Consider the following 21,863-nt stretch of genomic DNA (forward strand, 5'->3'; position numbering starts at 1 on the left):
CCGGAAAAGTGTGCAGCGGTTTTCCGAAAGATCATGCTCAAAAAAGGGAGCCAAAGCGCGATGACAATTCAACCTGATCTCATCGCGCTTTGTTGAGTGAGTGCGTAGGCCGGAGTTATCCGGTTATAAAAGACGGCCAAGGAGGAAACGGACATGGCACGTGTTGCATTGGTGACGGGCGGAACGCGCGGTATTGGAGCTGCGATCAGCAAGGCGCTGAAAGCGGCGGGCTACAAGGTGGCGGCGAGCTACGCCGGCAATGACGCCGCGGCGGAGAAGTTCAAGGCGGAGAGCGGGATTCCGGTCTACAAGTGGGACGTCGCATCGTTCGACGCCTGCGCGGCCGGCGTCAAGCAGGTCGAGGCCGATCTCGGCCCGGTCGACGTGCTCGTCAACAATGCCGGCATCACCAAGGACACCGCGTTCCACAAGATGACGGTCGAGCAGTGGAATGCCGTGATCAACACCAACCTCGGCTCGCTGTTCAACATGACGCGCCAGGTGATCGAGGGCATGCGCGCCCGCAAGTTCGGCCGCGTCATCTCGATCTCCTCCATCAACGGCCAGAAAGGCCAGTTCGGCCAGGTCAACTACTCCGCGGCCAAGGCCGGCGACATCGGCTTCACCAAGGCCTTGGCGCTGGAGAACGCCAAGGGCGGCATCACCGTGAACGTGATCTGCCCCGGCTATATCAACACCGAGATGGTGCAGGCGGTGCCGAAGGACGTGCTCGAGAAGAACGTGATCCCGCAGATTCCGGTTGCCCGGCTCGGCGAACCCGAAGAGATCGCGCGGGCCGTGGTGTTCCTCGCCGCCGACGATGCCGGTTTCATCACCGGCTCGACGCTGACCGTGAACGGCGGCCAGTATCACGCCTGACGCGAGTAGCGTCGTCGCGTCGCAGGCGCGCACAATCAAGTAGCGAATGCCCGGCCTTGTGCCGGGCATTTTCGTCTTTACAACGCGCCACACGCGAAGGAAGACGTGGCCGGCCGGGACATCGGCGAGCGGCTTCAGACCGCCATCCTTTGGATAGTCATGCCCGGCCACGACGGATTGAATTGAGATGACGACCCGAACTGCCACCCTTGTCGGACTGACCGCCATCCTGATGTGGTCGCTGCTGTCGGTCATGACGGTCGCGACCGGGGCGATCCCGGCGTTCCAGCTCGCGGCCATGACCTTTGCGATCGGCGCCGCGGTCGCGTTCGCGAGCTTCCTGTTGCGTCCGTCAGCCTTCGGCGCGTTGAAGCAACCGCTGGTCGCCTGGGTCGTCGGCGTCGGCGGGCTGTTCGGCTATCACGCGCTGTATTTCCTGGCGCTGCGCTTCGCCCCGCCGGCCGAGGCCGGCCTGCTCAATTATCTCTGGCCGCTGTTGATCGTGCTGTTCTCGTCACTGCTGCCGGGCGAGCGGCTTGCGGTGCATCACATCGTCGGCGCGCTGCTCGGGCTCGCCGGCACCGTGCTGCTGTTCGCCGGCAACACCGGCGCCTTCACAAAAGAGCAGATTCCAGGCTTCGCGGCCGCCTTTGTCGCGGCGTTCGTCTGGGCGTCCTATTCGGTGATGTCGCGCCGGCTCAAGGCGGTGCCGACCGATGCGGTGGCAGGCTTCTGCCTCGCGACCGCCGTGCTTGCGGCGCTCGTGCACATGATGGTGGAGACGACGGTGTGGCCCGCGACGCCGCTGCAGTGGCTTGCCGTCGTCGCGCTCGGCATCGGTCCGGTGGGGGCCGCGTTCTTCGCCTGGGATATCGGCATGAAGCGCGGCGACATCCGCGTGCTCGGTGCCGCCTCCTACGCCACGCCGCTGCTCTCGACCGCGTTCCTGATCGCAGCGGGCTTCGCCAAGCCCAGCGCCAATATCGCGATCGCCGCGATCCTGATCGCCGGCGGCGGGTTGATCGCGGCCAAGGATATGGTGCTGAGAAAAAGAACGTAGGATGGGTAGAGCGAAGCGAAACCCATCGCCTTTGGTCCACGCGGCGAGATGATGGGTTTCGCTGCGCTCTACCCATCCTACGAAGAGGGTTGTTGCTATTGTTTCACCGTCACCCAGAGGAGGCCGCAACGCGGCCGTCTCGAAGGGTCGACGGCCCCGTCTGTGGCCGATTCATCCTTCGAGGCTCGCCCAGCGGCGCAATTGCGCCGCAAGGCTCGCACCTCCAGCGACAAAGGCAAAGCCTTTGCGCGGGGATGACGGGAAAAAGCTCTTACGAAGCGGGCTCCCAGCCCTTCGGCGCCAGCTCGAACTTCGCGAACTCGAATCCCGGCGCGACGGTGCAGCCGACCAGCGTCCAGTCGCCGCTGCTTTCCGCAGCCTGCCATGTGTCCGCCGGCACGATTGCCTGTGGCTGCTCGCCGCGCGCCACATCCGGCCCGAGCGTGATCGAATGTGGGCCGCCGTCCTGCGCGATCCGCAATGTCAGCGGCGCGCCGGCGTAATAGTGCCACATCTCGACGGCGTCGATGCGGTGCCAATGCGAGCGCTCGCCGCGCGCCAGCAGGAAGTAGATCGCGGTCGAATGCGCACGGCCATTGGCGTCGCAGCGCGCGTCGCGAAACGTCTCGCGATAGTGCCCGCCTTCGGGATGCGGCTGCAGCGCGAGCCGCGCGATGATGTCGGCCGCCGAGAGGTCGGCCATCACGACTTGTTCTTGCGCTCGCGGAGCTCGCCGAACACCAGCGCCGGATCGGCGCCCTTCATGTGCAGCTTCGCCGCTACCGCGGGCTCGTCGGCGCGCAGGAACACGTTGGCCTTCTTCTCGTCGCCGAGCAGCACCGGGATCGTCGGCTTGTTCTCGGCGCGCAGCTTTGTGACCTCTTCGGCCCGCTTCTGCAGGGCCGGATTGTCGGGCTCTATGGTGAGCGCGAATTTCACATTCGCAGCGGTATATTCATGGCCGCAATAGAGACGGAAATCGTCCGGCAGCGAGCGCAGCTTCAGCAGCGAATCCCACATCATGGGGTAGGTGCCCTCGAACACCCGGCCGCAGCCGATCGAGAACAGCGTATCGGCGGCAAACACCGCCTTCTCGCCGTCGAACACATAGGAGATGTGATCGAGCGTATGGCCGGGCGTCTCGACCACGCGTGCGAGCAGGCTGCCGACCTTGATGACATCGGCATTGGCGGCGCGCAGATCGACATTGGCGATCTTGGCCGACTGGTCGTGCGGGGCGACGACGCGGCAGCCGTATTTCTGCTTCAGCTCGGCGACGCCGCCGACATGGTCGCCGTGGTGATGGGTGATCAGGATATCCGTCAGCGTCCAGCCTTCGCGCTCCAGCGCCTTGATGATCGGGCCGGCTTCCGGCGCGTCGATCGACGCGGTCGCCTTGGTCGCGGGATCGTGGATCAAATACCCGAAATTGTCGGTGAGGCAGCTGAAGGTGCGAATTTCGGCGGTCATGATATCTCCACGAACAAACGGGACGGACATTTTCAAAGCATGATGTATTCGAAAGACCGGTATCGACTTTCCCGGGTCATGCTTTTAACGCGCCCAATATAGGGGTGAAATATGGCGTTAACGCTCCGGCGGCAATGCAATTTTCGGCGCACCCGGGCAGCAGGGGGCGTGTTAGGCTAAACACCATGGACGTCATCGACCTGCGCGACTTCTATTCGCAGCGCCTCGGCATCGTGGCGCGGCAGCTGATCAACCGGGGTATCCGCGCGCGGTGGCCGAACGCGGAAGGCCAGCGCGTGCTCGGCCTCGGCTATCCGACCCCCTATCTCGGCCTGTTCCGTGAGTCCTGCGAGCGCTGCATTGCCTTCATGCCGGCGGCCCAGGGCGTGCTGAAATGGCCGACCGGCCGGCCGGCGCTGGCCACCTTGATCGACGAATTCTCGATGCCGCTGCCGGATGCCGCGGTCGACCGCGTGCTGCTGGTGCACGCGCTGGAGATGTCCGATGACCCGGAGCGGTTGCTGCGCGAGGTGTGGCGGGTGCTCTCGCCGTCGGGGCGGCTGATCGCGATCATCCCGAACCGCCGCGGCGTCTGGACGCGCACCGACGCCACGCCGTTCGGCCATGGCCGGCCCTATTCGCGGGCGCAGATCACGCAGCTGTTGCGGCAGACCTGGTTCACGCCGTCGTCGTGGGGCGAGGCGTTGTTCATGCCGCCGGTGCAGGGCAGCTGGTTCCTGCGCTCGGCGATGGCGTGGGAGCGGGTCGGCGCGGCGCTGTCGATGCCGTTCGCCGGCGTGCATATCGTGGAGGCGACCAAGCAGGTCTATCGGGCGATTCCCGCGCGTCGCGAGCGCACGCAACTGATCCCGTCATTGCGTCCGGTGCTGGTGCCGTCCTCGACGGCGACGCGCAAATCGACTCACGCAGAGCCGTAACACGACCCGAGGCGTGACGCGGACAATTCACCCTCCCCGTGAAGGGAGGGTGACAGATTTTCAGGATTACTCGTTGCCCGGATTGAAGTCGTCGCTCGGTGCGGGCTGCGTCGCCAGGTCGGGGCGCGGGCCGTGCGGACGGCGGCGGCGGCGCGGAAAGCGCTCGCTCCGTTCGCCGCGTTCTGCGCCGCCATTATTGCCTTCATAGGCGCCGTTGACCTGTGGCTGCGCGCCGCCGGTGATGAACGAGGGCAGGCGATCGACGCCGCCGGCATCGGCCATCGCGGGCTGCGGCTGGTTCTGCGGTTGCGGCTGATATTGCGGCTGCGGACGATGCTCGCGCTCGCGGTGCTCACGCGGCTGCTGGTCGCGCTCGCGATGCTCGCGCGGCTGCTGCTGCTCGCGCTGGTACGGCTGCTGGCCGTTGTCGCGCATGAAAGGTTGCTGCTGCTGCGGCACGAAGCCCGGCTCCTGGCCGAAGCTCGAATAGCCGTCGCTGTCGTCGTCGCCGTCTTCGGTCGGGGTGACCTCGGCGTCGGGGCGCGGCGGCTGCTGATTCTGCCGGAACTGCTCCTGCGCGGCCGCGATGATCCGGTAGTAGTGCTCGGCGTGCTGGTAGTAGTTCTCAGCGGCCACCGGATCGCCGGAGGAGCGCGCATCGCGCGCAAGCTGAACGTATTTCTCGGCCACGTGGGAGGCCGTGCCGCGGATCTTGATGTCAGGTCCGTTCGATTCGTACACCCGTGTCAGGGGATTCTGGCCGCGCCGGTTATTGTTGTTGTTATTGTTGTTGTTATTCCGGTTGCGCATCCGCTTGTTGTTCTGACCGTTTCTCATCTGTCGCCTTTTATTCCAGCCCTGAAGTTATTGCAGTCCACAGTCCGATTTCTCAGCAGTCCGATTTCTCAGAAGTCCGATTCCCAGAGTCCGATTCGGCGCGCGCCTAGGCACACGGAATCGCAATACCGTTCGAAGTGGTTTCGATGTCGCCGACCATCTCGTTCAGCAAAGTCGCGTGCAGCAAAGACGCGTTCCCCAACCGCCGGCAATCGCGCCAGCGACCAAATCATTCCGCCCGTTGAGACAGGCTCAGTTCTCGTGCGTAAGTCTTCAAGCGCAATAACAGGCTTTCGTTCGCTTGGCGGTCGAGAGCAGCACAGCTTCGGCTATTGCGCTCTATATGACCTGCGTTCCTGGAACCTTTCGATCGGCGGGCTCTGCTGAACCCTGGTCATCACCCGTAACGGATTACGGGGCCAGCACCGATGTTGTGCCCGGAACGTAGTCGTTCCCGGGGGATAATCCAAGAGGTTTTTTTTCGTTCCAATAGGACTTTATCGGGGCAGCCGGCGGGCGGAAACGGCCCTCGGGATGCCCCCCAGATCGGCCTTTGGCGGCCCCGTTGGGGATAACCCGGATGCCGTCATCAGCGCTTCAACGTCGCCGCTCTGACCCTGTCCGACTTCCACAACCAGAAATCCTCCTGAGGTCAAAAGACCCGCAGATTGCGAAATCAGCGCGCGGTAGGCGTCGAGCCCGTCGGCACCGCCGTCGAGCGCCGCGCGCGGATCATGCGCGCGCACCTCGATGTCGAGTCCGGCGACGTCGGCCGAGGGGATGTACGGCGGATTGGACACGATCAGCTCGAACGCGCCGACGAGCCCGCGGCCGTAGTCGCACTCGATCCATGTCGTGCGATCGGCGAATCCGAGCGCGGTGGCGTTGCGGCTCGCGGTCTGCAGCGCCTCCGTCGAGATGTCGGTGGCGAAGCCATGCGCGTTCGGCAGTTCCGAGAGCAGCGCCAGCAGGATCGCGCCAGAACCGGTGCCGAGATCGGCGATCCGCAAGGCGCGCTCGGCCACCCCGTCGGCGCGCAGCAGTTCGAGTGCGCGCTCGACCACCGTCTCGGTGTCCGGGCGCGGCACCAGCGTCGCGGCGGACAGGTGCAGCGGCAGTCCCCAGAACTCCTTGACGCCGAGGATGCGCGCGACCGGTTCGCCGGCGAGGCGGCGCTGCGCGAGGTGCTCGAGGCGATCGGCTTCGTCCCTCGTCAGCGCGCGCTTCGCGCCGGTGATCATGCCGGTCAGATCGAGCCCCAGCACGGCGCCGACCAGCAGTCGCGCATCGAGCTCGGCGGCGTCGTGGCCGGCCGCCTTGAGGCGGGCGGCGAGGCTGCGCCTGATGCTCTCGACAGTCTGGCCATGTCCTGCGGGTTCGCTCATGGCGCGTTGTTAGCCGATGGTCGATGCGGCGTCGATATCACTTGCGCCCCGTGCGGCCGGCGCGCACGGTCAGAATCTAAACCTAGCGATCCGGAACGCGCGACCATGACGGGCTATGACGACCAGAACATCTTCGCCAGGATCCTGCGCGGCGAGGTCCCGAGCTTCAAGGTCTACGAGACCGACCGGACCTTTGCCTTTCTCGACATCATGCCGCGATCGCCGGGACATACTCTGGTGATTCCGAAGGCGCCCGCGCGCGGCATCCTCGACATCGCGGAAGACGACCTCGCCGCGGTGGCGCGGTCGGCCAAGCGCATCGCCATCGCCGCGATGAAGGCGTTCGCGGCCGACGGCATCATCATCCAGCAGTTCAGCGAGCCCGCCAGCGGTCAGGTGGTGTTTCACCTGCACATGCATGTGATGCCGGTGAACGCCGGCGTCGCACTGCTGCCGGCGCAGACCGTCAAGGCGGAGATGGATGTGCTCGCCGATCACGCCAGGCGGATGATCGCGGCGCTGGATGGGTGAGCGGGTGGCCCGGTCCGACGCGGGAATGCCGTAATCCCTATCCCGAGAGGCCATGCGCAATATCGAGTTCGTCATTGCGAGGAGCTCGCGACAAAATTTGCAAAGCAATTTTGCGCTGTAGCGACGAAGCAATCCATCCATCCGCGCATGCGGGCCGATGCCGGGCGCGCGTTCGCGCGACCCGTTGGCTCGCAATGACGGCGGAGAAAGTGACGCGCCCTAAACCCCGAGATAGCGCTGCAGAACATCGGGCTGCGCCTTGATCTCCTGCGCCGGCCCTTCATGCACGATGTGCCCGTTGTTGATGATGTAGATGCGCTGCGCCAGCGCGAGCGTCGCGGCGAGGTTTTGCTCCACCAGCACGATGGTCTGTCCGGCCTCGGCGAGATCGCGACACGCCTTCATCAGGTCGCGCACGATCACCGGCGCCAGGCCCTCGAACGGCTCGTCGAGCAGGATGATCTTGGGATCGCGTACCAAGGCGCGCGCGATCGCCAGCATCTGCTGCTCGCCGCCCGACAGGTCGGTGCCGCGGTTGCCGCGCCGCTCGCGCAGCCGCGGGAACATCTCGTAGATGCGGTCGAGCGGCCAGCGCTGCGAGGCGGTCAGGCCGGCGATCACGAGGTTCTCCTCGACGCTCAGGCTGCCGAAGATGCGGCGCTCCTCATGGACCAGCTGCATGCCGGCCTGCGCGATCTTGTGGCTCTTCCGGCCGGAGATCTCGACGCCGTCGAACATCACCGAGCCGCGGCGCGGGGTCACCACGCCCATCAGGCTCTTCAGCGTCGTGCTCTTGCCGGCGCCATTACGCCCGAGCAGCGCCACCACCTCGTTGCGCTCGACGCGCATCGAGACGTCGAACAGGATATGGGAATCCCCGTAATAGCTGTTCAGTCCGTTGACCTCGAGCAGGCTCATGCGGCGAGCACTCCATGCACGCCGCCAAGATAGGCTTCCTGGACGGTCGAGTTGTTCTTGATCTCTTCCGGCGTTCCCTCGACCAGCACGCGGCCCTCCTGCAGCACGGTGACGCGCTCGGCGAGCTCGAACAGCGCATCCATGTCGTGATCGATGATGATCATGGTGCGGCCCTGGCTGATCGACTTCAGCAGCTTGACGGTCTCGACGCGTTCGCGCGGGCTCATGCCGGCGAGCGGCTCGTCCAGCAGCAACAGGCTCGGCGACGTTGCCAGCGCCAGCCCGATCTCCAGCCGCCGCTTCTCGCCATAGGCAAGCTCGGACACGGGCGTGTCCGGCCTCGAGGTCAGATTGACCAGCTCGAGCGTCTGCTGCACGCGCTCGGACAGGCCGGGGATGCTGTCGATGCTGCGGAACAGGTCGAGCTTGAACTTGCCGCGCAGCGCCGACAGCGCCGCGATCACCAAATTCTCGCGCACCGTCAACCCGGCAAACAGCTGGTTGACTTGGTAGCTCTTGGTCAGGCCGAGCTGACAGACGTCGGTGACATTCATGCCGGTGATGTCGCGGCCCTCGAACAGGATGGTGCCCGACGTCGGGTGCACCTCGCAGGTCAGCATCTTGAAGAAGGTCGACTTGCCGGCGCCGTTCGGGCCGATGATGCCGCGCAGCTCGCCGTGATTGACCGTGAAGTCGATGTCGCTGTTGGCGAGCAGGCCGCCATAGCGCTTGGTCAGGCCCCTGGCCTGGAGGATCGGTCCGGACGGATTGCCGCCGGCACGAGCCGCCGCCGGCTTCGGCGCGGCGGGCGCCGTGGCGTGCCGCTCGCTTGCCACGGCGACGACCTCGGGTGCGCTCTCCTCCGGCTCCTTGGCGCCGCGCTGTCCGGTCAGGAGGCGGTACAGGTCGGCGAGGCCGCCGATGATGCCGCGGCGCAGGAAGCACACCAGCAGCACGAACACGATGCCGAGCACCAGCTTCCAGGCCGCGCCGAGCCCGAGCGCCGCCTGCAGGAAGTCCTGCAGCGACAGCCACACCGCGGCGCCGACCAGCGGCCCGAACAGTGTGCCGCGGCCGCCGATCGCGGTCTGCATCACGAGCTGGCCCGAGGTGTCGAAGGTGAACGCGTCGGGTGGCATGAAGGCCTGCAGCACGCCGAGCAGCCCGCCGGCAAAGCCGGCATAGGCGGCGGCGATCACGAAGGCCGTCAGCTTGTAGCCGTGGATGTTGTGGCCGACCGCGGTCGCGCGCAGCGGATTGTCGCGGATCGCACTGAACACGGCGCCGACCGGCGAGCGCACGATGCGCAGTGCGATCACGACGCCGATGAAGTAGCACAGCGCCAGGAACTGGTAGAGCGACCAGCCGGTGGTGAAGTGCAGCGTGGTGAAGCCGAGATTGAAGCTCGGGGTCGGTACGCCCGGCAGCCCGTTCTCGCCGCCGGTGAAGTCCGACAGCGGATTGAACTCGACGAAGAAGAACACCTCGGCGATCGCCACCGTGATCATCGCGAAGTAGATGCCGGTGCGACGCAGCGCGATCAGGCCGATCAGATAGCCGGTGGCGGCGGCCGCGATCATGCCGATGACGAGCGCGAGCACGACGTACGGGAAGCCGGCGCGCGTCAGCAGCCAGGCGGCGACAAAGCCGCCGGTGCCGTAGAAGGCCGACTGGCCGAACGACAGCAGGCCGGTGAAGCCGAACAGGATGTCGAAGCCGAGGCCGAACAGACCCCAGACCAGGATCCGGTTCACCGTGTTGGGCGCGAAGCCGAGCCACGGCAGCACGAAGGGCGCGACGATCAGTCCGGCGGCCGTCAGGAATTCGATCAGGTATGGGCGCTGTTTAAGCATCTAAATATCCGTCGTCATTCGCGGCCCTGCGTGCCGAGCAGGCCATGCGGTCTGAGCACCAGCACGAGCGTCATCGCCGCGAACAGCATGACGTAGGCGTAACCGGGGTTGAACATCGAGGTGATGCTGATGATCTCGCCGGCGATCAGCCCGCCGAGGATGGCGCCGGGAAACGAGCCGACGCCGCCGATCACCACCACCACGAAGGTCTCGACCAGGATGTCGTCGCCGACACCCGGCGTCAGCGACACCACCGGTGCATTGATGATGCCGGCGAAGCCTGCGGCCATCGCGCCGATGCCGAACACGATCATGAAGACGCGGTAGACGTTGATGCCGAGCGAATCGACCATCACCGAATCCTCGATGCCGGCGCGCACGATCATGCCGAGCCGGGTGCGGTACAGGATCAGGAACAGCGCGCCCAGCGCGACCGCGACGATGCCGACGACCGCAAGCCGGTAGGTCGGGTAGAACAGGAAGCCGAGCGAGGTGATGCCCTTCAGCAGCGCCGGCGGCGGCACCACCTGCGACTGGCTGGTGAAGATCAGCCGCACGATCTCGACGAAGCAGATGCCGAGGCCGAACGTGACCAGCAGCTGGTCCTCATGCGGGCGATGGTAGAAGTGGCGGATGATGATCCGCTCCATCGCAATCCCGAGCACCATCACGAACAGCGAGCCTGCGATCACGGCGAGAATGAACGAGCCGGTGTAGGAATAGGTCACGTATCCGGCGTAGCCGCCGATCATGAACATGGCGCCGTGGGCGAGGTTGAGCACCCCGAGTGTGCCGTAGATGATCGTCAATCCGGAGCTGATCAGCGCGAGCAGCGCGCCGAGCGCCAGTCCGTTGAAAAGTTGCGAGACGAAATTTGGCCAGTTGATCATGACGCGCGTTCACTTAGCCGTATACCTGGCCCGGTCAGTGGAGGATGCGTTCCGAGAAAAGCGGCGCCGCGGGCCGGGTCGCCCCGCCCACGGCGCCGAGTCTTCCCACGTTAATCAGGTGTAGTCGCCGAGATGGCAGCCGAACGCATCCGGCTTCTGCATCAAGCCGTCGCCGGGGACGATCTCGACCACCTCGTAATAGTCCTCCTTGTTCTTCATCTCCTTTTCCATCTTGCCGCGGACGATGACGACGGGGCGGACGCACTGATGATCCTCGGGGCGATAGTGGACGTCGCCGACAAGCGAAGGCAGCGTCTCGCCCTTCTCATAGGCCTTGATGACGTCGGGCGGGTAGAAGCTGCCGGCTTCCTCGACCATGCGGGCCCAGTGCGCGAAGCTGACATAGGCGTTCTCTGCGCCCCATTCCGGCTTGTATCCGTACTTCTTCTCGAAGGCCTCGTTGAACATCTTGGCCAGCGGATATTTGTCCTCGATGGTCCACCAATAGTCGGTCGCGGCGTAGACGCCCTGCATCAGGCCGCCGGTCTCGCGGGCGATGAACGGCACCTGGTAGGGCACCACGAGCTTCATCTTGTCGAGCACGCCGAACTGCTTGGCCTGCTGCGTCGACAGCACGGCATCGTGGCCCCAGTTGACGTTGATCATCACGTCGGCGCCGGAATTCGCGACGTTGAGCAGATAGGACGAATAGTCCGGCGCGCCGAGCGGCGAGACCTGGTTGGTGACGGTGGTCCAGCCCGCCTGGGCGAGGTAGTCCTGCATCGACTTGGTGACGGTGTGGCCGTAGGTGTAGTCGGGCGTCAGGTAGGCGGCCTTCTTGTTCTTGCCGAACTGCTTGATCAGCACCGGCGCGATCGCCGCCGCGGCGGTCTGGCCGAACAAGTTCTGGCGGAAGCCGTAGCGCACGCAATCCTTGCCGGTGGTGTCGTTCGAGCCGGAAATGCCGCAGACGAAGATCACCTTCTCGCGCTGCGCCAGCTTGTTCAGCGCCACCGCGACCGCGCTCGACGTGCCGCCGGTGATCATCACCGCCTTGTTCTCGGAGATGAAGCGCTGCTGCGCCTGCACGGCCTCGTTCGGCTTCGCCGCAGAATCCGCGACGCCGAACTTCAGCTCCTTGCCGAGCACGCCCTTGCTGGTCTTCGGCGAGATCTTCTTGATCAGCTCGTGGCCGCTGTTGATGTGCTCGATCGCGAGCTGATAGCCCTTGAGCTCATCCTCGCCCTGCACCGCATAGGTGCCGGTGCGCGGGACCGAGATGCCGATGAACGCCGAAGAGCCCGACGAGCCCGCGGGATAGGTTCCGATCGCCGGGTGGTCCTCGGCGAAGGCCCGCGATGCGATCGAGGCCGGCAGCACGCTGCCGCCGATCAGGCCCGCGCCGGCTTGCAGCAAAGTGCGGCGCGAAACGTTCGGGGCACTGCCCGGCCGAAAATCCTTGGTGCTCATCGCTCAGTATCCTCCAATTATATTGATTGTTGGCGCGCATGCTCACTCGTCGCCTGATCGGATCGATCGGCGGCACGATGCGCCGGCTGCAATCGAGCAGCCTGTCACAGCTACAATTCCCCACCGGCATATTTAGTCAATGTCACCTTTCGTCGAATCATATCGGCCTACGATAGAAATAATATCGTTCTACGATGTATCGAGGTTTACCGACCGGGTGCGGGTCCTGTAAGTGAGGGAGCGATGATCCAGGAGCCTTCAAGTCGCACCGGAAATGCCGGAGAGCACGCCGTGTCCGAGCACGGTGCCGCCGGGCAATCGGGCAGCCTGAGCATCCGCGCGATCAACGTCCTGAAGGAACTGGCGGTCGAGCTGCTCGACGAAGTGCCGCCGAAGGTGGGCTGGACGCCGCCGGACGATCTGCTGCGCCTGCTCACCGCGCGCCATCTCGCGACGGCGCGGAATTGCGGACGGCAAACCATGCGCGAGATCATCGCTTGGGCCGAGACGCGCGGGATAACGATCCCGTCTCCGCATCACACCGGCAAGTCGTTGACGGAGGTCTGGGGCGATCTGGTCGCGCGTGCCTCGGCCGGGCATCTCACCAAGAGCGAGATCACCGAGGCGCTGGAGAAATCCATTCGCCGCAGGAGCCCGCGGATTCCGGTCGCGTTCCAGATCGTGCTGCTGAAAATATTGAGCTCGACCTACGATAACTGGCCGCAGCCCTGAGCTTGCGCGGCCCCGCCGCTCGATCGTCAAACCGTTGAAAACATGAGTGGAAGGGCGGCCGGTAGTATGGTGCGTCCGGCGCGGGCTTGATAGCGTTGCACGGCGTCTGCCGTCCGGCGGAGCGAGCCAGCAGCAGGACGATCGAATGCCGCAACCAAAGCAACGACGAGCGCTCGCCGGCGCAACCAAACGCAAGGCCGTGGCCGCGACGGTGGACTACCGGGCGCTGGCGCAGTTTCGCTACGAGTTGCGCAGGTTTCTCGCATTCAGCGAGGAGGGCGCCCGGAAGGCCGGAATGACGCCGCGGCAGCATCAGGCGCTGCTCGGCATCAAGGGTTTCGTCGATCCCGGTCCGCCGACCGTCGGCGACATCGCCCGGTTCCTGCTGATCCGGCATCACTCCGCCGTCGAACTGATGAACCGCATGGCAAAGCTCGGGCTGGTCAGCCGCCTTGCCGATCCCGACGACGCGCGGCGGGTTCAGCTCAAGCTGACGGCAAAGGGTGAGCAGAAGCTCCAGGCGGTCTCGAAGAAGAACATCGAGGAGCTGCGCCGCGTCGCGCGCCCGGCGTTGCGCCGCTTGCTGAAGTCTTCGCCGTCTTCCGAAGAGGACTGAGTGCAGCATCCGCCGGCGCAAGCGGCGGCGCGCGTCAGGCCGCGGCGCCCTGCGCGGCGAGCTGTGCCGCCTGGTGCTCGGTGGTCAGCGCGTCGATCAATTCGCCGAGCGCTTCGCCCGCGATCACCTGCGGCAGCTTGTAGAGCGTCAGGTTGATGCGGTGGTCGGTGACGCGTCCTTGCGGGAAATTATAGGTGCGGATGCGCTCGGAGCGGTCGCCGGAGCCGACCTTCTCCTTGCGGTCGGCGGAGCGCGCCGCCTCGACGCGCTGGCGCTCGGCATCGTAGATGCGCGAGCGCAGGATGTTCATCGCCGACGCCCGGTTCTTGTGCTGCGAGCGGCTGTCCTGCATCATCACCACGATGCCGGTCGGCAGATGGGTGATGCGGATCGCCGATTCGGTCTTGTTGACGTGCTGGCCGCCGGCGCCGCCCGCGCGCATGGTCTCGATCCTCAAGTCGGTGTCCTTGATATCGACGTCGACGTCCTCGACCTCCGGCAACACGGCGACCGTGGCAGCCGAGGTGTGGATGCGGCCCTGCGTCTCGGTGTCGGGCACGCGCTGCACGCGGTGCACGCCGGATTCGAATTTCAGCTTGGCGAACGCACCGCGGCCCTGCACCTCGGCGATGATTTCCTTGTAGCCGCCGACGGTGCCTTCGCTCGCCGAAATCACCTCGACCTTCCAGCCCTGCAAGGATGCGAAGCGCTCATACATCCGGAACAAGTCGCCGGCGAACAGCGAGGCCTCGTCGCCGCCGGTGCCGGCACGGATTTCCAGCATCACGTTGCGGTCGTCCATCGCGTCTTTCGGCAACAGCGCGATCCGAATCTGCTGCTCGAGCTCGCCGAGCCGCGCCAGCAGCGTTTCCAGCTCGGCTTCCGCCATGCTGCGCATCTCGGGATCGGTCCCGGCGTCCGCCAGCATCGCCTCGGTATCGGCCAGTTCGCTGCGCGCAGAACGGTAGAGCTTCACCGCGTCGATCAACGGGTTGAGCTCGGCGAGCTCGCGCGTGATCTGCACATAGCGCTCGGACTTGACCTCGCCGAGCAGCTCGGCCTCGAGCGAGGCATGATGGGCGAGCAGGACGTCGAGTTTGGCTTCGGGTAGCATGGCGGTATCTCGAATTGCGGAAGGTCCGGAACGGCGACAGCGGCGACGGCAGCGTCGCTACAAGGCCAGCCCCTCGGTTTCCGCAAACTTCGTCAGCGCCGCGCGGATCGAGACGCTGCCGACCGGCGCGTCCAGCAGCGGATTGATCATCGCCTCGGCCTTCTTGGCATCGAGGTCGAGGATCAACGCCTTGACCGGGCCGTGCGCGGTTGCCGACAATGAAAGCGAACGGTAGCCGATTGCGATCAGCGCCAGCGCGCCGATCGGCTTCGACGCCATCTCGCCGCACAGCGAGGCGGCCTTCTTCGCCGCCTTGGCCTTGCGCACGATGTCGCGCAGCGCGCGCAGGATCGGCGCCGAGAGGATGTCGAAGCGTTCGGAGACCTTGGCATTGCCGCGGTCGACAGCAAACAGGAACTGGAACAGATCGTTGGAGCCGACCGAGACGAAGTCGACCTTCTTCAGGAGCTCGTCGAGCTGGTAGAGCAGCGCCGGCACCTCGACCATGGTGCCGATATCGATCCGCTCGGGCAGCGAATGGCCGTGCTGGCGCAGATAGGTCAACTCGCGCTCGACGATCGCCTTGGCCTGGTCGAACTCGGCGATGTCCGAGATCATCGGGAACATGATCTTCAGCGCGCGGCCGCCGCCGGCACGCAGCAGCGCGCGGATCTGGCCGCGCAAAAGGCCGGGACGGTCGAGGCCGAGCCGGATCGCGCGCCAGCCGAGCGCGGGATTTTCCTCGATCACGGTCTCCATATAGGGCAGCGCCTTGTCGCCGCCGATGTCGAGCGTGCGGAAGGTGACGGGCTTGGAGCCCGCGGCGTCGAGCACGGTGCGGTACAGCGCGAGCTGGTCGCTCGAGCGCGGCAGGTTCGGGCTCACCATGAACTGCAATTCGGTGCGGAACAGGCCGATGCCGGCGCTGCCGGTGTCGTCGATATGCGGCAGGTCGATGGTCAGGCCGGCATTGATCAGAAGCTCGATCGGCTGGCCGTCCTTGGTCACGCAGGCCTTGTCGCGCAGCGCCGAATATTGCGCCTGCCGCCGCGCCCGGAACCGGACACGCTCGGCATAGGCGGATTCGATCTCGGTCGAGGGGCGGACATAGATCTCGCCGGAAATGCCGTCGACGATGATGGCATCGCCCGGGTCGGCGATGCCGGGCGCGTTCGGCACCTCGCCGACCGCGGGAATGCCGAGCGCGCGCGCCACGATCGAGACGTGGGAATTCGCGGTGCCTTCCTCTAGCACCAGGCCGCGCAGCCGCTTGCGGTCATAGTCGAGCAGCGCCGCCGGGCCCATCGCGCGGGCGATCAGGATGGCGTTGTCGGGCAGCTGCTCGCGCGACGGCGCATGGTCCTGGCCGACCAGCTGCCGCATCAGGCGATGGCCGAGATCCTCGAGGTCGTGCAGGCGGTCGCGCAGATAGGGATCGGTCGAGCGCAGCATGCGCGCGCGGGTGTCGGACTGCACGCGTTCGACGGCGGCTTCCGCGGTGAGGCCGGTGGCGACCGCCTCGTGCAGCTTGTGCGACCAGCCCTGGTCGTTGGCAAACATGCGGTAGGCTTCCAGCACCTCGCGGTGCTCGCCGCCGTCGGCGACGTCGCCGCGCTCCAGCATGCGGTCGAGATCGGCGCGCAGATTGGCGAGCGCAGTGTCGAGCCGCTTGATCTCCTTCGGCAGATCCTCGGCGATGTAATTGGTGATCACCACGCGCGGCTCGTGCAGCACGACATGGCCGAGCGCGATGCCGTCGGAGAGCACCGCGCCGGTCTTGTGCAGCGAGTGCCGCGCGGCGGGCTCGGCGCCGGGCTGCGCCAGCGCGGCAAGCTCGCCGGAGGCGATCATCTCCGCCAGCACCATGGCGGTGGTTTGCAGCGCCTCGACTTCTTCCTCGACATAGGTGCGCTTGGCGCGGTTCTGCACCACGAGCACGCCGAGCGTGTTGCCGGCGCGCAGGATCGGCACGCCGAGGAACGAGTGGTAGGCCTCTTCGCCGGTCTCCGGGCGGTAGGCGAAGGCGGGATGGCTTTGCGCGTCGGACAGATTGAGCGGCGTCGCCTCGCTGGCGACGAGGCCGACCAAGCCTTCATGCGCGCTCATCACGGTGCGGTGGACGGCGTCGCGGTTCAGACCTTCGGTGGCATAGAGCTCCAGGGTATTGTCGATGCGCAGCACGTAGCAGGAGCAGACCTCGGCCACCATGTTGGCCGCGATCAGCACCACGATCTTGTCGAGCCGCTCCTGGGCGGAGACTTGCTCCGCCATGGTCTCGCGGAGCCGTCTCAACAGGATGCGGGGGCCTCCCGACGCGCTCCGCATATGTTTCAGTCCCTCCCCACGTAGCCAGCGCACCGGTGCGGCCGGCCGTTGGCGCAAAACTCGTCAAAAACAACAATTTTAATCATTCGGCGTCGCCGCTCGCCAGTTCCCGCCGATTCGGGATCACTAAACTGTGCCACAGTTTGCGACAGCCTACCTGACTGGCCGTATAGCCAATCGAGGCTTGCTTTGCCAAGCAAAACGCCTGCCAGTAGCAAATAACGTCTGCGTCAGCCCAATGCTGCGTCCGCTAAGAGAAATTCTAACTCCGGGGCGCGGCTGGGGAGCACGGCCAGTGCTCGGTCTCGTCGCTCCGGGGCGTCGCGAAGCGGCGAACCCGGAACCTCGAGATTCCGGATTCGATGCTGTCGCATCGCCCCGGAATGACAGCGGAGCGAGCCCTGCCCCTGCCGGTCGCGCCTACGCCTGGTCGAGGCCGTACAGCGTGTGCAGCGTGCGGACCGCGAGCTCGGTGTAGGCGGCGTCGATCAGGACCGAGAACTTGATCTCGGAGGTGGTGATGGCGCGGATGTTGATGTTGCGGTCGGCCAGCGCCTTGAACGCCTTGGCAGCGACGCCGGCATGGCTGCGCATGCCGCTGCCGATCACCGAGACCTTGGCGACGTCGGTCGCGGTATCGACGCGGGCGTAGCCGATCTTGGCCTTGGCGGCGGTAATCGTGTCCTTGGCGCGGTTATAGTCGCCGGCCGGAACGGTGAAGGTGAGGTCGGTGGTCTTGCCGTCCTCGGACACGTTCTGCACGATCATGTCGACATTGATATTGGCATCCGCGAGCGGCCCGAAGATCGCGGCGGCGACGCCAGGCTTGTCCTCGATCTGGCGCACGGAAATCTGGGCTTCGTCCTTGGAGAAGGCGATGCCGGTGACGACGTGCATTTCCATGATTTCCTCCTCGCTGCAGATCAGCGTGCCCGGCGGCTGGTTGGCGTGCGGGTCGATATCCTCTGGCTTGTCGAAGCTGGAGCGCACGAAAATCGGCATGTTGTGCACCATGCCGAGTTCCACCGAGCGAACCTGCAGCACCTTGGCGCCCTGCGAGGCCAGTTCCAGCATGTCCTCGAAGGCGATCTTGTCGAGCCGGCGCGCCTTCGGCACCACGCGGGGATCGGTGGTGTAGACGCCGTCGACGTCGGTGTAGATGTCGCAGCGGTCGGCGCGCAGCGCGGCGGCGATCGCCACCGCCGAGGTGTCCGAGCCGCCGCGGCCGAGCGTGGTGATGCGGCCGGTGTCGGGATTGATGCCCTGGAAGCCGGCGATCACGGCGACTTCCTTGCGCTCCTTGAAGCGGGTGATGATCTCGGTGCCGTCGATATCGAGGATGCGCGCCGAGGCATGCGCCTCCGAGGTCTTGATCGGGATCTGCCAGCCCTGCCAGGAGCGCGCCTGGATGCCGATGCCCTGCAGCACGATCGCGAGCAGGCCCGAAGTGACCTGTTCGCCGGAGGCGACCACCGCGTCATATTCGCGCGCGTCGTGCATCGGCGAGGCATCGGTGCACCAGGCCACCAGCTCATTGGTCTTGCCGGACATCGCGGAGACGACGACGGCGACCTCGTGGCCCGCGTCGACCTCGCGCTTCACATGCTGCGCGACGTTGCGGATACGATCGATATTGGCGACGGATGTACCGCCGAATTTCATCACGAGGCGGCCCATGACGACGCGTCTATTCCTTTAAGAGGATAAGTAGGTTAACCCACGCCGAAAACCGCAAGCGCGGGGACCGAAACGCGCGTATACATAGCGCTGCGCCCGGGGGCAAGCCGGTAGGTAGGGGGCCCTCGAGTGTCTTTTGGGGGTGTTTTGACCGGTTGCGGGCGGGTTGTGGCGCACGGGTAACACGGGGCAACTCGAAGGCGGATTGGATGGGACGTTATATCGATGAGATCCTGCAGCCTGGCGAGAAGGTGCTGTATTCCACCAATGCGCACTGGATGTTCTATCTGCCGGCGATCGGGGCCTGGATCGTGGTGCTGGCGCTCTTGATCCTGTCGCGGATGACGACGGTCGACGGCCTCGTGATGGCCTGCTTTGCGGCCGCCGCCGTGGTCGCGGTCGCGGCGCTGTACTGGACCGCCGCGGCCTGGTTCCACCGCTGGACCACCGAAACCGACGTCACCAATTTCCGCGTGGTGCACAAGAGCGGCTTCATCAAGCGGCGTACCTTCGAGATGAGCCTCGACAAGGTCGAAAGCGTCGACGTCAACCAGAGCATCATGGGACGCCTGCTCAATTACGGCGACGTCACCATCCGCGGCGTCGGCGAGGGCATCGAGACCATCAGGACCATCGCCGCGCCGCTGTCGTTCCGCAATTCGATCACCGCGCGATAGGGGCGCGCGCAATCATGGCCACGCAATCAACTCTTTCCGGTTCCTCCGCCAATGCCTCCGCCAGCTCGGTCGATCCGGCCGAGGTCGCGAAATTCTCGAAACTGTCCGATGAATGGTGGGATCCGCGCGGCAAGATGGCGCCGCTGCACAAGATCAACCCGCTGCGCCTGACCTATATCCGCGACGCGGCCTGCCGCAAGTTCGAGCGCAACGCCAAGAGCCTCAGCTGCCTGTCCGGCCTGCGCCTGCTCGACATCGGCTGCGGCGCCGGCCTGTTGTGCGAGCCGTTCACGCGGTTAGGGGCCCAGGTGATCGGGATCGATCCGTCCGCCACCAACATCGCTGCCGCGAAGCTGCACGCCGACAAGGGCCATCTGTCGATCGACTACCGCTGCACCACGGTGGAGGAGATGGACGCCCGCGAGCGCTTCGACATCGTGCTGGCGATGGAGGTGGTCGAGCACGTCAATGACGTCGGCGCCTTCATCAAGCGCTGCGCTGTCATGCTCAAGCCCGGCGGGCTGATGGTGGTCTCGACCCTGAACCGCAACTTGAAGAGTTTTGCGCTGGCGATCGTCGGCGCCGAATACGTGCTGCGCTGGCTGCCGCGCGGCACCCACGAGTGGAGCAAGTTCGTCACCCCCGCCGAGCTCGAGCGCTATCTCGGCGACGTCAACCTCACCGTCACCGAGCAGGCCGGCGTGGTCTACAACCCGCTCGCCGACAAATGGACCGTGTCGACCGACATGGACGTGAACTACATGGTGGTGGCGGAAGAGGTGTGAGTTAGATACCACGGTCTCGGCCACACAATAGGTGTCGTCCCTGCGACCACAGAATGCGTAGCCCGGATGGAGCGTAGCGTAATCCGGGACTGCTTCGTCCGCGGATGAGCTGGCCCCGGATTGCGCTTCGCTTCATCCGGGCTACGGAAGTTTGTGGACATCGCGCAGGCCTGTCATGCGCCCACTCGGTTGACCGCGTCAGCGGCAATCGGCACGCTGGGCGTGTACTCCCGCCGGCATGCTTTCCTTATCCCCCATGTTCACGATCGCCTCGCTCTGGATCCCCTTCACCATCGTCGCTGCGTTCGGGCAGGTGGCGCGCAATGCGATGCAGCGGCATCTGACCGGGCCGCTCGGGACCTGGGGCGCGACCAATATCCGCTTCCTGTTCGGCCTGCCGTTCTCGGTGGTGTTCTTCGCGCTGGCGGTGCTGCTGACCGGCGATCGCGTGCCGTGGCCGTCATCGTCGTTCTGGCCGTGGCTGGTGACCGGCGCGCTCAGCCAGATCGTCGGCACCGGCTTCATGCTGCTGGCGATGAACGACCGCTCTTTCGTCGTCACCACGGCCTACATGAAGACCGAGGCGATCCAGACCGCGATCTTCGGCTTCATCTTCCTCGGCGACCATCTAACGACGACAAGGTGATCGCGATCGTGATCGCGACCATCGGCGTCGTCATCACCGCGCTGCGGCCCGGCGGGCAGAAGAGCTTCGCCGACCTGCGCCCGACCGTGCTCGGCCTCGGCGCCGCCGCAGTGTTCGCGATCTCGGCGGTGAGCTTTCGCGGCGCGATCATCGCGGTGCCCGGCGTCTCATTTGTCACGGCGGCCTCCTACACGCTGATGTGGAGCCTCCTCGTGCAGACGCTGATCCTGTCGGTCTATCTGTTGCTGCGCGCGCCCGACGTGCTGAGGTCGATCCTCAAGCTGTGGCGGCCCTCGATGTTCGCGGGCTTCATGGGCGCGTTCTCATCGCAATTCTGGTTCCTGGCGTTCGCGCTCACCGCCGCCGCCAATGTGCGCACGCTGGCGCTGATCGAGGTGCTGTTCGCGCAGGGCGTGGCGTATTTCTCGCTCAAGCAGCCGTTCTCGCTGCGCGAGGTGTTCGGCATCGTCCTGATCGTGATCGGCGTCGCGCTCTTGATCGCCGCATAATTACCCTTTCACCGCGATCAGCACCGCGCCCGCGGAGATCAGCGCGATCCCGATCCAGCCATAGGCCGAGGGGCGTTCGCCGAGGAAGGTAGCGCCGAACAGCGCCACCAGCACGACGCTGAGCTTGTCGATCGGCGCGACCAGCGTCGCAGGTCCAAGCTTGAGCGCGCGGAAATAGCAGATCCACGACGCGCCGGTGCCGAGCCCGGACAGCAGCAGGAACAGCCAGCTCTTCGCCGAGATCGGCCCCGACTGGGTAAACTGCCCGGTCGCGAACAGGATGGCCGACAGCGTGATCAGGACGATCACGGTGCGGATCAGGGTGGCGAGATCGGAGTTGATGCCCTCGACGCCGACCTTGGCAAAGATCGCGGTCAGCGCGGCGAAGACGGCGGAAAGAAACGCCCAGACCTGCCAGGAGGAGAATGAATCGGGGGTCATGCTCTTCCCAGATTGTCATTCCGGGGCGGTGCGCAGCACCGAACCCGGAATCTCGAGGTTGCGGCGCGAGATTCCGGGTTCACGCTTCGCGTGCCCCGGAATGACGCTGC

The 21,863-nt window shown here is 65.5% G+C and carries 20 protein-coding genes and 1 pseudogene; 9 read left to right on the plus strand and 12 right to left on the minus strand.

Annotated elements, in window-relative coordinates; all coding sequences use genetic code 11:
- The first annotated feature begins 153 nt into the window (after positions 1–153).
- The gene (gene phbB, locus ACVMIH_RS29260; RefSeq protein ID WP_016841131.1) at positions 154–879 is read left to right on the plus strand and encodes an acetoacetyl-CoA reductase; all 726 of its coding nucleotides are present in this window, start codon (positions 154–156) and stop codon (positions 877–879) included.
- A 187-nt stretch (positions 880–1,066) separates the two neighbouring features.
- Positions 1,067–1,939 carry an aromatic amino acid exporter YddG gene (yddG, locus tag ACVMIH_RS29265; protein WP_092083093.1) on the plus strand — a complete coding sequence of 291 codons (873 nt, stop codon included), beginning with the start codon at positions 1,067–1,069 and terminating at the stop codon, positions 1,937–1,939.
- Between the two features lie 271 nt (positions 1,940–2,210).
- Here yddG and ACVMIH_RS29270 read toward each other — a convergent pair whose 3' ends face one another.
- On the minus strand, positions 2,211–2,642 hold the full coding sequence (locus tag ACVMIH_RS29270) for a cupin domain-containing protein (protein ID WP_076824702.1): 432 nt from the start codon (positions 2,640–2,642) through the stop codon (positions 2,211–2,213).
- A complete protein-coding gene (gene gloB, locus ACVMIH_RS29275) occupies positions 2,642–3,409 on the minus strand; it encodes a hydroxyacylglutathione hydrolase (RefSeq protein WP_092083095.1) in 768 nt (255 codons plus the stop codon). Before gloB ends, ACVMIH_RS29270 begins: the two co-directional genes overlap by 1 nt.
- 185 nt (positions 3,410–3,594) lie before the next feature.
- On the opposite strand from gloB, the gene ACVMIH_RS29280 reads away from it, so the two are divergent.
- Complete coding sequence (locus ACVMIH_RS29280; protein WP_456783216.1) at positions 3,595–4,347, plus strand: class I SAM-dependent methyltransferase; 753 nt, start codon at positions 3,595–3,597, stop codon at positions 4,345–4,347.
- Positions 4,348–4,413: 66 nt separating this feature from the next.
- Here ACVMIH_RS29280 and ACVMIH_RS29285 read toward each other — a convergent pair whose 3' ends face one another.
- Positions 4,414–5,184 (minus strand): DUF4167 domain-containing protein, encoded by a 771-nt coding sequence (locus ACVMIH_RS29285; protein ID WP_057015569.1) that lies wholly within the window; start codon positions 5,182–5,184, stop codon positions 4,414–4,416.
- A gap of 497 nt (positions 5,185–5,681) precedes the next feature.
- Positions 5,682–6,569, minus strand: coding sequence for a peptide chain release factor N(5)-glutamine methyltransferase (gene prmC / locus ACVMIH_RS29290; protein ID WP_316395909.1), 888 nt, complete (start codon positions 6,567–6,569; stop codon positions 5,682–5,684).
- A 105-nt stretch (positions 6,570–6,674) separates the two neighbouring features.
- On the opposite strand from prmC, the gene ACVMIH_RS29295 reads away from it, so the two are divergent.
- A complete protein-coding gene (locus tag ACVMIH_RS29295) occupies positions 6,675–7,100 on the plus strand; it encodes an HIT domain-containing protein (protein WP_456864292.1) in 426 nt (141 codons plus the stop codon).
- 219 nt (positions 7,101–7,319) lie between these two features.
- Here the strand turns inward: ACVMIH_RS29295 and ACVMIH_RS29300 are convergent, their stop codons facing one another.
- From ACVMIH_RS29300 to ACVMIH_RS29315, 4 genes are all read right to left on the minus strand, one after another.
- On the minus strand, positions 7,320–8,018 hold the full coding sequence (locus ACVMIH_RS29300; RefSeq protein ID WP_057015566.1) for an ABC transporter ATP-binding protein: 699 nt from the start codon (positions 8,016–8,018) through the stop codon (positions 7,320–7,322).
- Positions 8,015–9,871: a branched-chain amino acid ABC transporter ATP-binding protein/permease gene (locus tag ACVMIH_RS29305; RefSeq protein WP_456864294.1), complete on the minus strand. Its 1,857-nt coding sequence runs from the start codon at positions 9,869–9,871 to the stop codon at positions 8,015–8,017. The genes ACVMIH_RS29300 and ACVMIH_RS29305 overlap by 4 nt, the downstream gene beginning before the upstream one ends.
- A gap of 14 nt (positions 9,872–9,885) precedes the next feature.
- Positions 9,886–10,761, minus strand: coding sequence for a branched-chain amino acid ABC transporter permease (locus ACVMIH_RS29310; RefSeq protein WP_456864296.1), 876 nt, complete (start codon positions 10,759–10,761; stop codon positions 9,886–9,888).
- 114 nt (positions 10,762–10,875) lie between these two features.
- Positions 10,876–12,231 (minus strand): substrate-binding protein, encoded by a 1,356-nt coding sequence (locus ACVMIH_RS29315; RefSeq protein WP_456864298.1) that lies wholly within the window; start codon positions 12,229–12,231, stop codon positions 10,876–10,878.
- Between the two features lie 291 nt (positions 12,232–12,522).
- Here ACVMIH_RS29315 and ACVMIH_RS29320 point away from each other — a divergent pair, with 291 nt between their 5' ends.
- Together ACVMIH_RS29320 and ACVMIH_RS29325 are read left to right on the plus strand one after the other, a co-directional pair.
- Positions 12,523–12,963, plus strand: a complete 441-nt coding sequence (locus tag ACVMIH_RS29320) for a hypothetical protein (protein ID WP_456864300.1) — start codon at positions 12,523–12,525, stop codon at positions 12,961–12,963.
- 145 nt (positions 12,964–13,108) lie between these two features.
- Entirely contained in the window at positions 13,109–13,579 is a 471-nt protein-coding gene (locus ACVMIH_RS29325; protein WP_456864302.1) for a MarR family winged helix-turn-helix transcriptional regulator, read from the plus strand.
- Positions 13,580–13,613: 34 nt separating this feature from the next.
- On the opposite strand, the gene prfA is transcribed toward ACVMIH_RS29325, so the two are convergent.
- The 3 genes from prfA to ACVMIH_RS29340 form a co-directional block, all read right to left on the minus strand.
- Complete coding sequence (prfA, locus tag ACVMIH_RS29330; protein WP_456864304.1) at positions 13,614–14,693, minus strand: peptide chain release factor 1; 1,080 nt, start codon at positions 14,691–14,693, stop codon at positions 13,614–13,616.
- A 57-nt stretch (positions 14,694–14,750) separates the two neighbouring features.
- Positions 14,751–17,018 (minus strand): phosphoenolpyruvate--protein phosphotransferase, encoded by a 2,268-nt coding sequence (gene ptsP, locus ACVMIH_RS29335; RefSeq protein WP_028343590.1) that lies wholly within the window; start codon positions 17,016–17,018, stop codon positions 14,751–14,753.
- Positions 17,019–17,438: 420 nt separating this feature from the next.
- Positions 17,439–18,695, minus strand: coding sequence for an aspartate kinase (locus ACVMIH_RS29340; RefSeq protein WP_057015560.1), 1,257 nt, complete (start codon positions 18,693–18,695; stop codon positions 17,439–17,441).
- Between the two features lie 209 nt (positions 18,696–18,904).
- Between ACVMIH_RS29340 and ACVMIH_RS29345 the strand changes: the two genes are divergently transcribed.
- The 3 genes and pseudogenes from ACVMIH_RS29345 (at position 18,905) to ACVMIH_RS29355 (ending at position 21,312) form a co-directional block, all read left to right on the plus strand.
- The gene (locus tag ACVMIH_RS29345) at positions 18,905–19,372 is read left to right on the plus strand and encodes a PH domain-containing protein (RefSeq protein ID WP_057015559.1); all 468 of its coding nucleotides are present in this window, start codon (positions 18,905–18,907) and stop codon (positions 19,370–19,372) included.
- Positions 19,373–19,386: 14 nt separating this feature from the next.
- On the plus strand, positions 19,387–20,157 hold the full coding sequence (ubiG, locus tag ACVMIH_RS29350; RefSeq protein WP_057015558.1) for a bifunctional 2-polyprenyl-6-hydroxyphenol methylase/3-demethylubiquinol 3-O-methyltransferase UbiG: 771 nt from the start codon (positions 19,387–19,389) through the stop codon (positions 20,155–20,157).
- A gap of 256 nt (positions 20,158–20,413) precedes the next feature.
- Positions 20,414–21,312 (plus strand): annotated as a pseudogene (locus ACVMIH_RS29355) (EamA family transporter).
- On the opposite strand, the gene ACVMIH_RS29360 reads toward ACVMIH_RS29355, so the two are convergent.
- Entirely contained in the window at positions 21,313–21,753 is a 441-nt protein-coding gene (locus ACVMIH_RS29360) for an EamA family transporter (protein ID WP_456864306.1), read from the minus strand. It lies immediately after the preceding pseudogene.
- Positions 21,754–21,863: the final 110 nt, after the last annotated feature.

The organism is Bradyrhizobium sp. USDA 4503 (assembly GCF_054055815.1).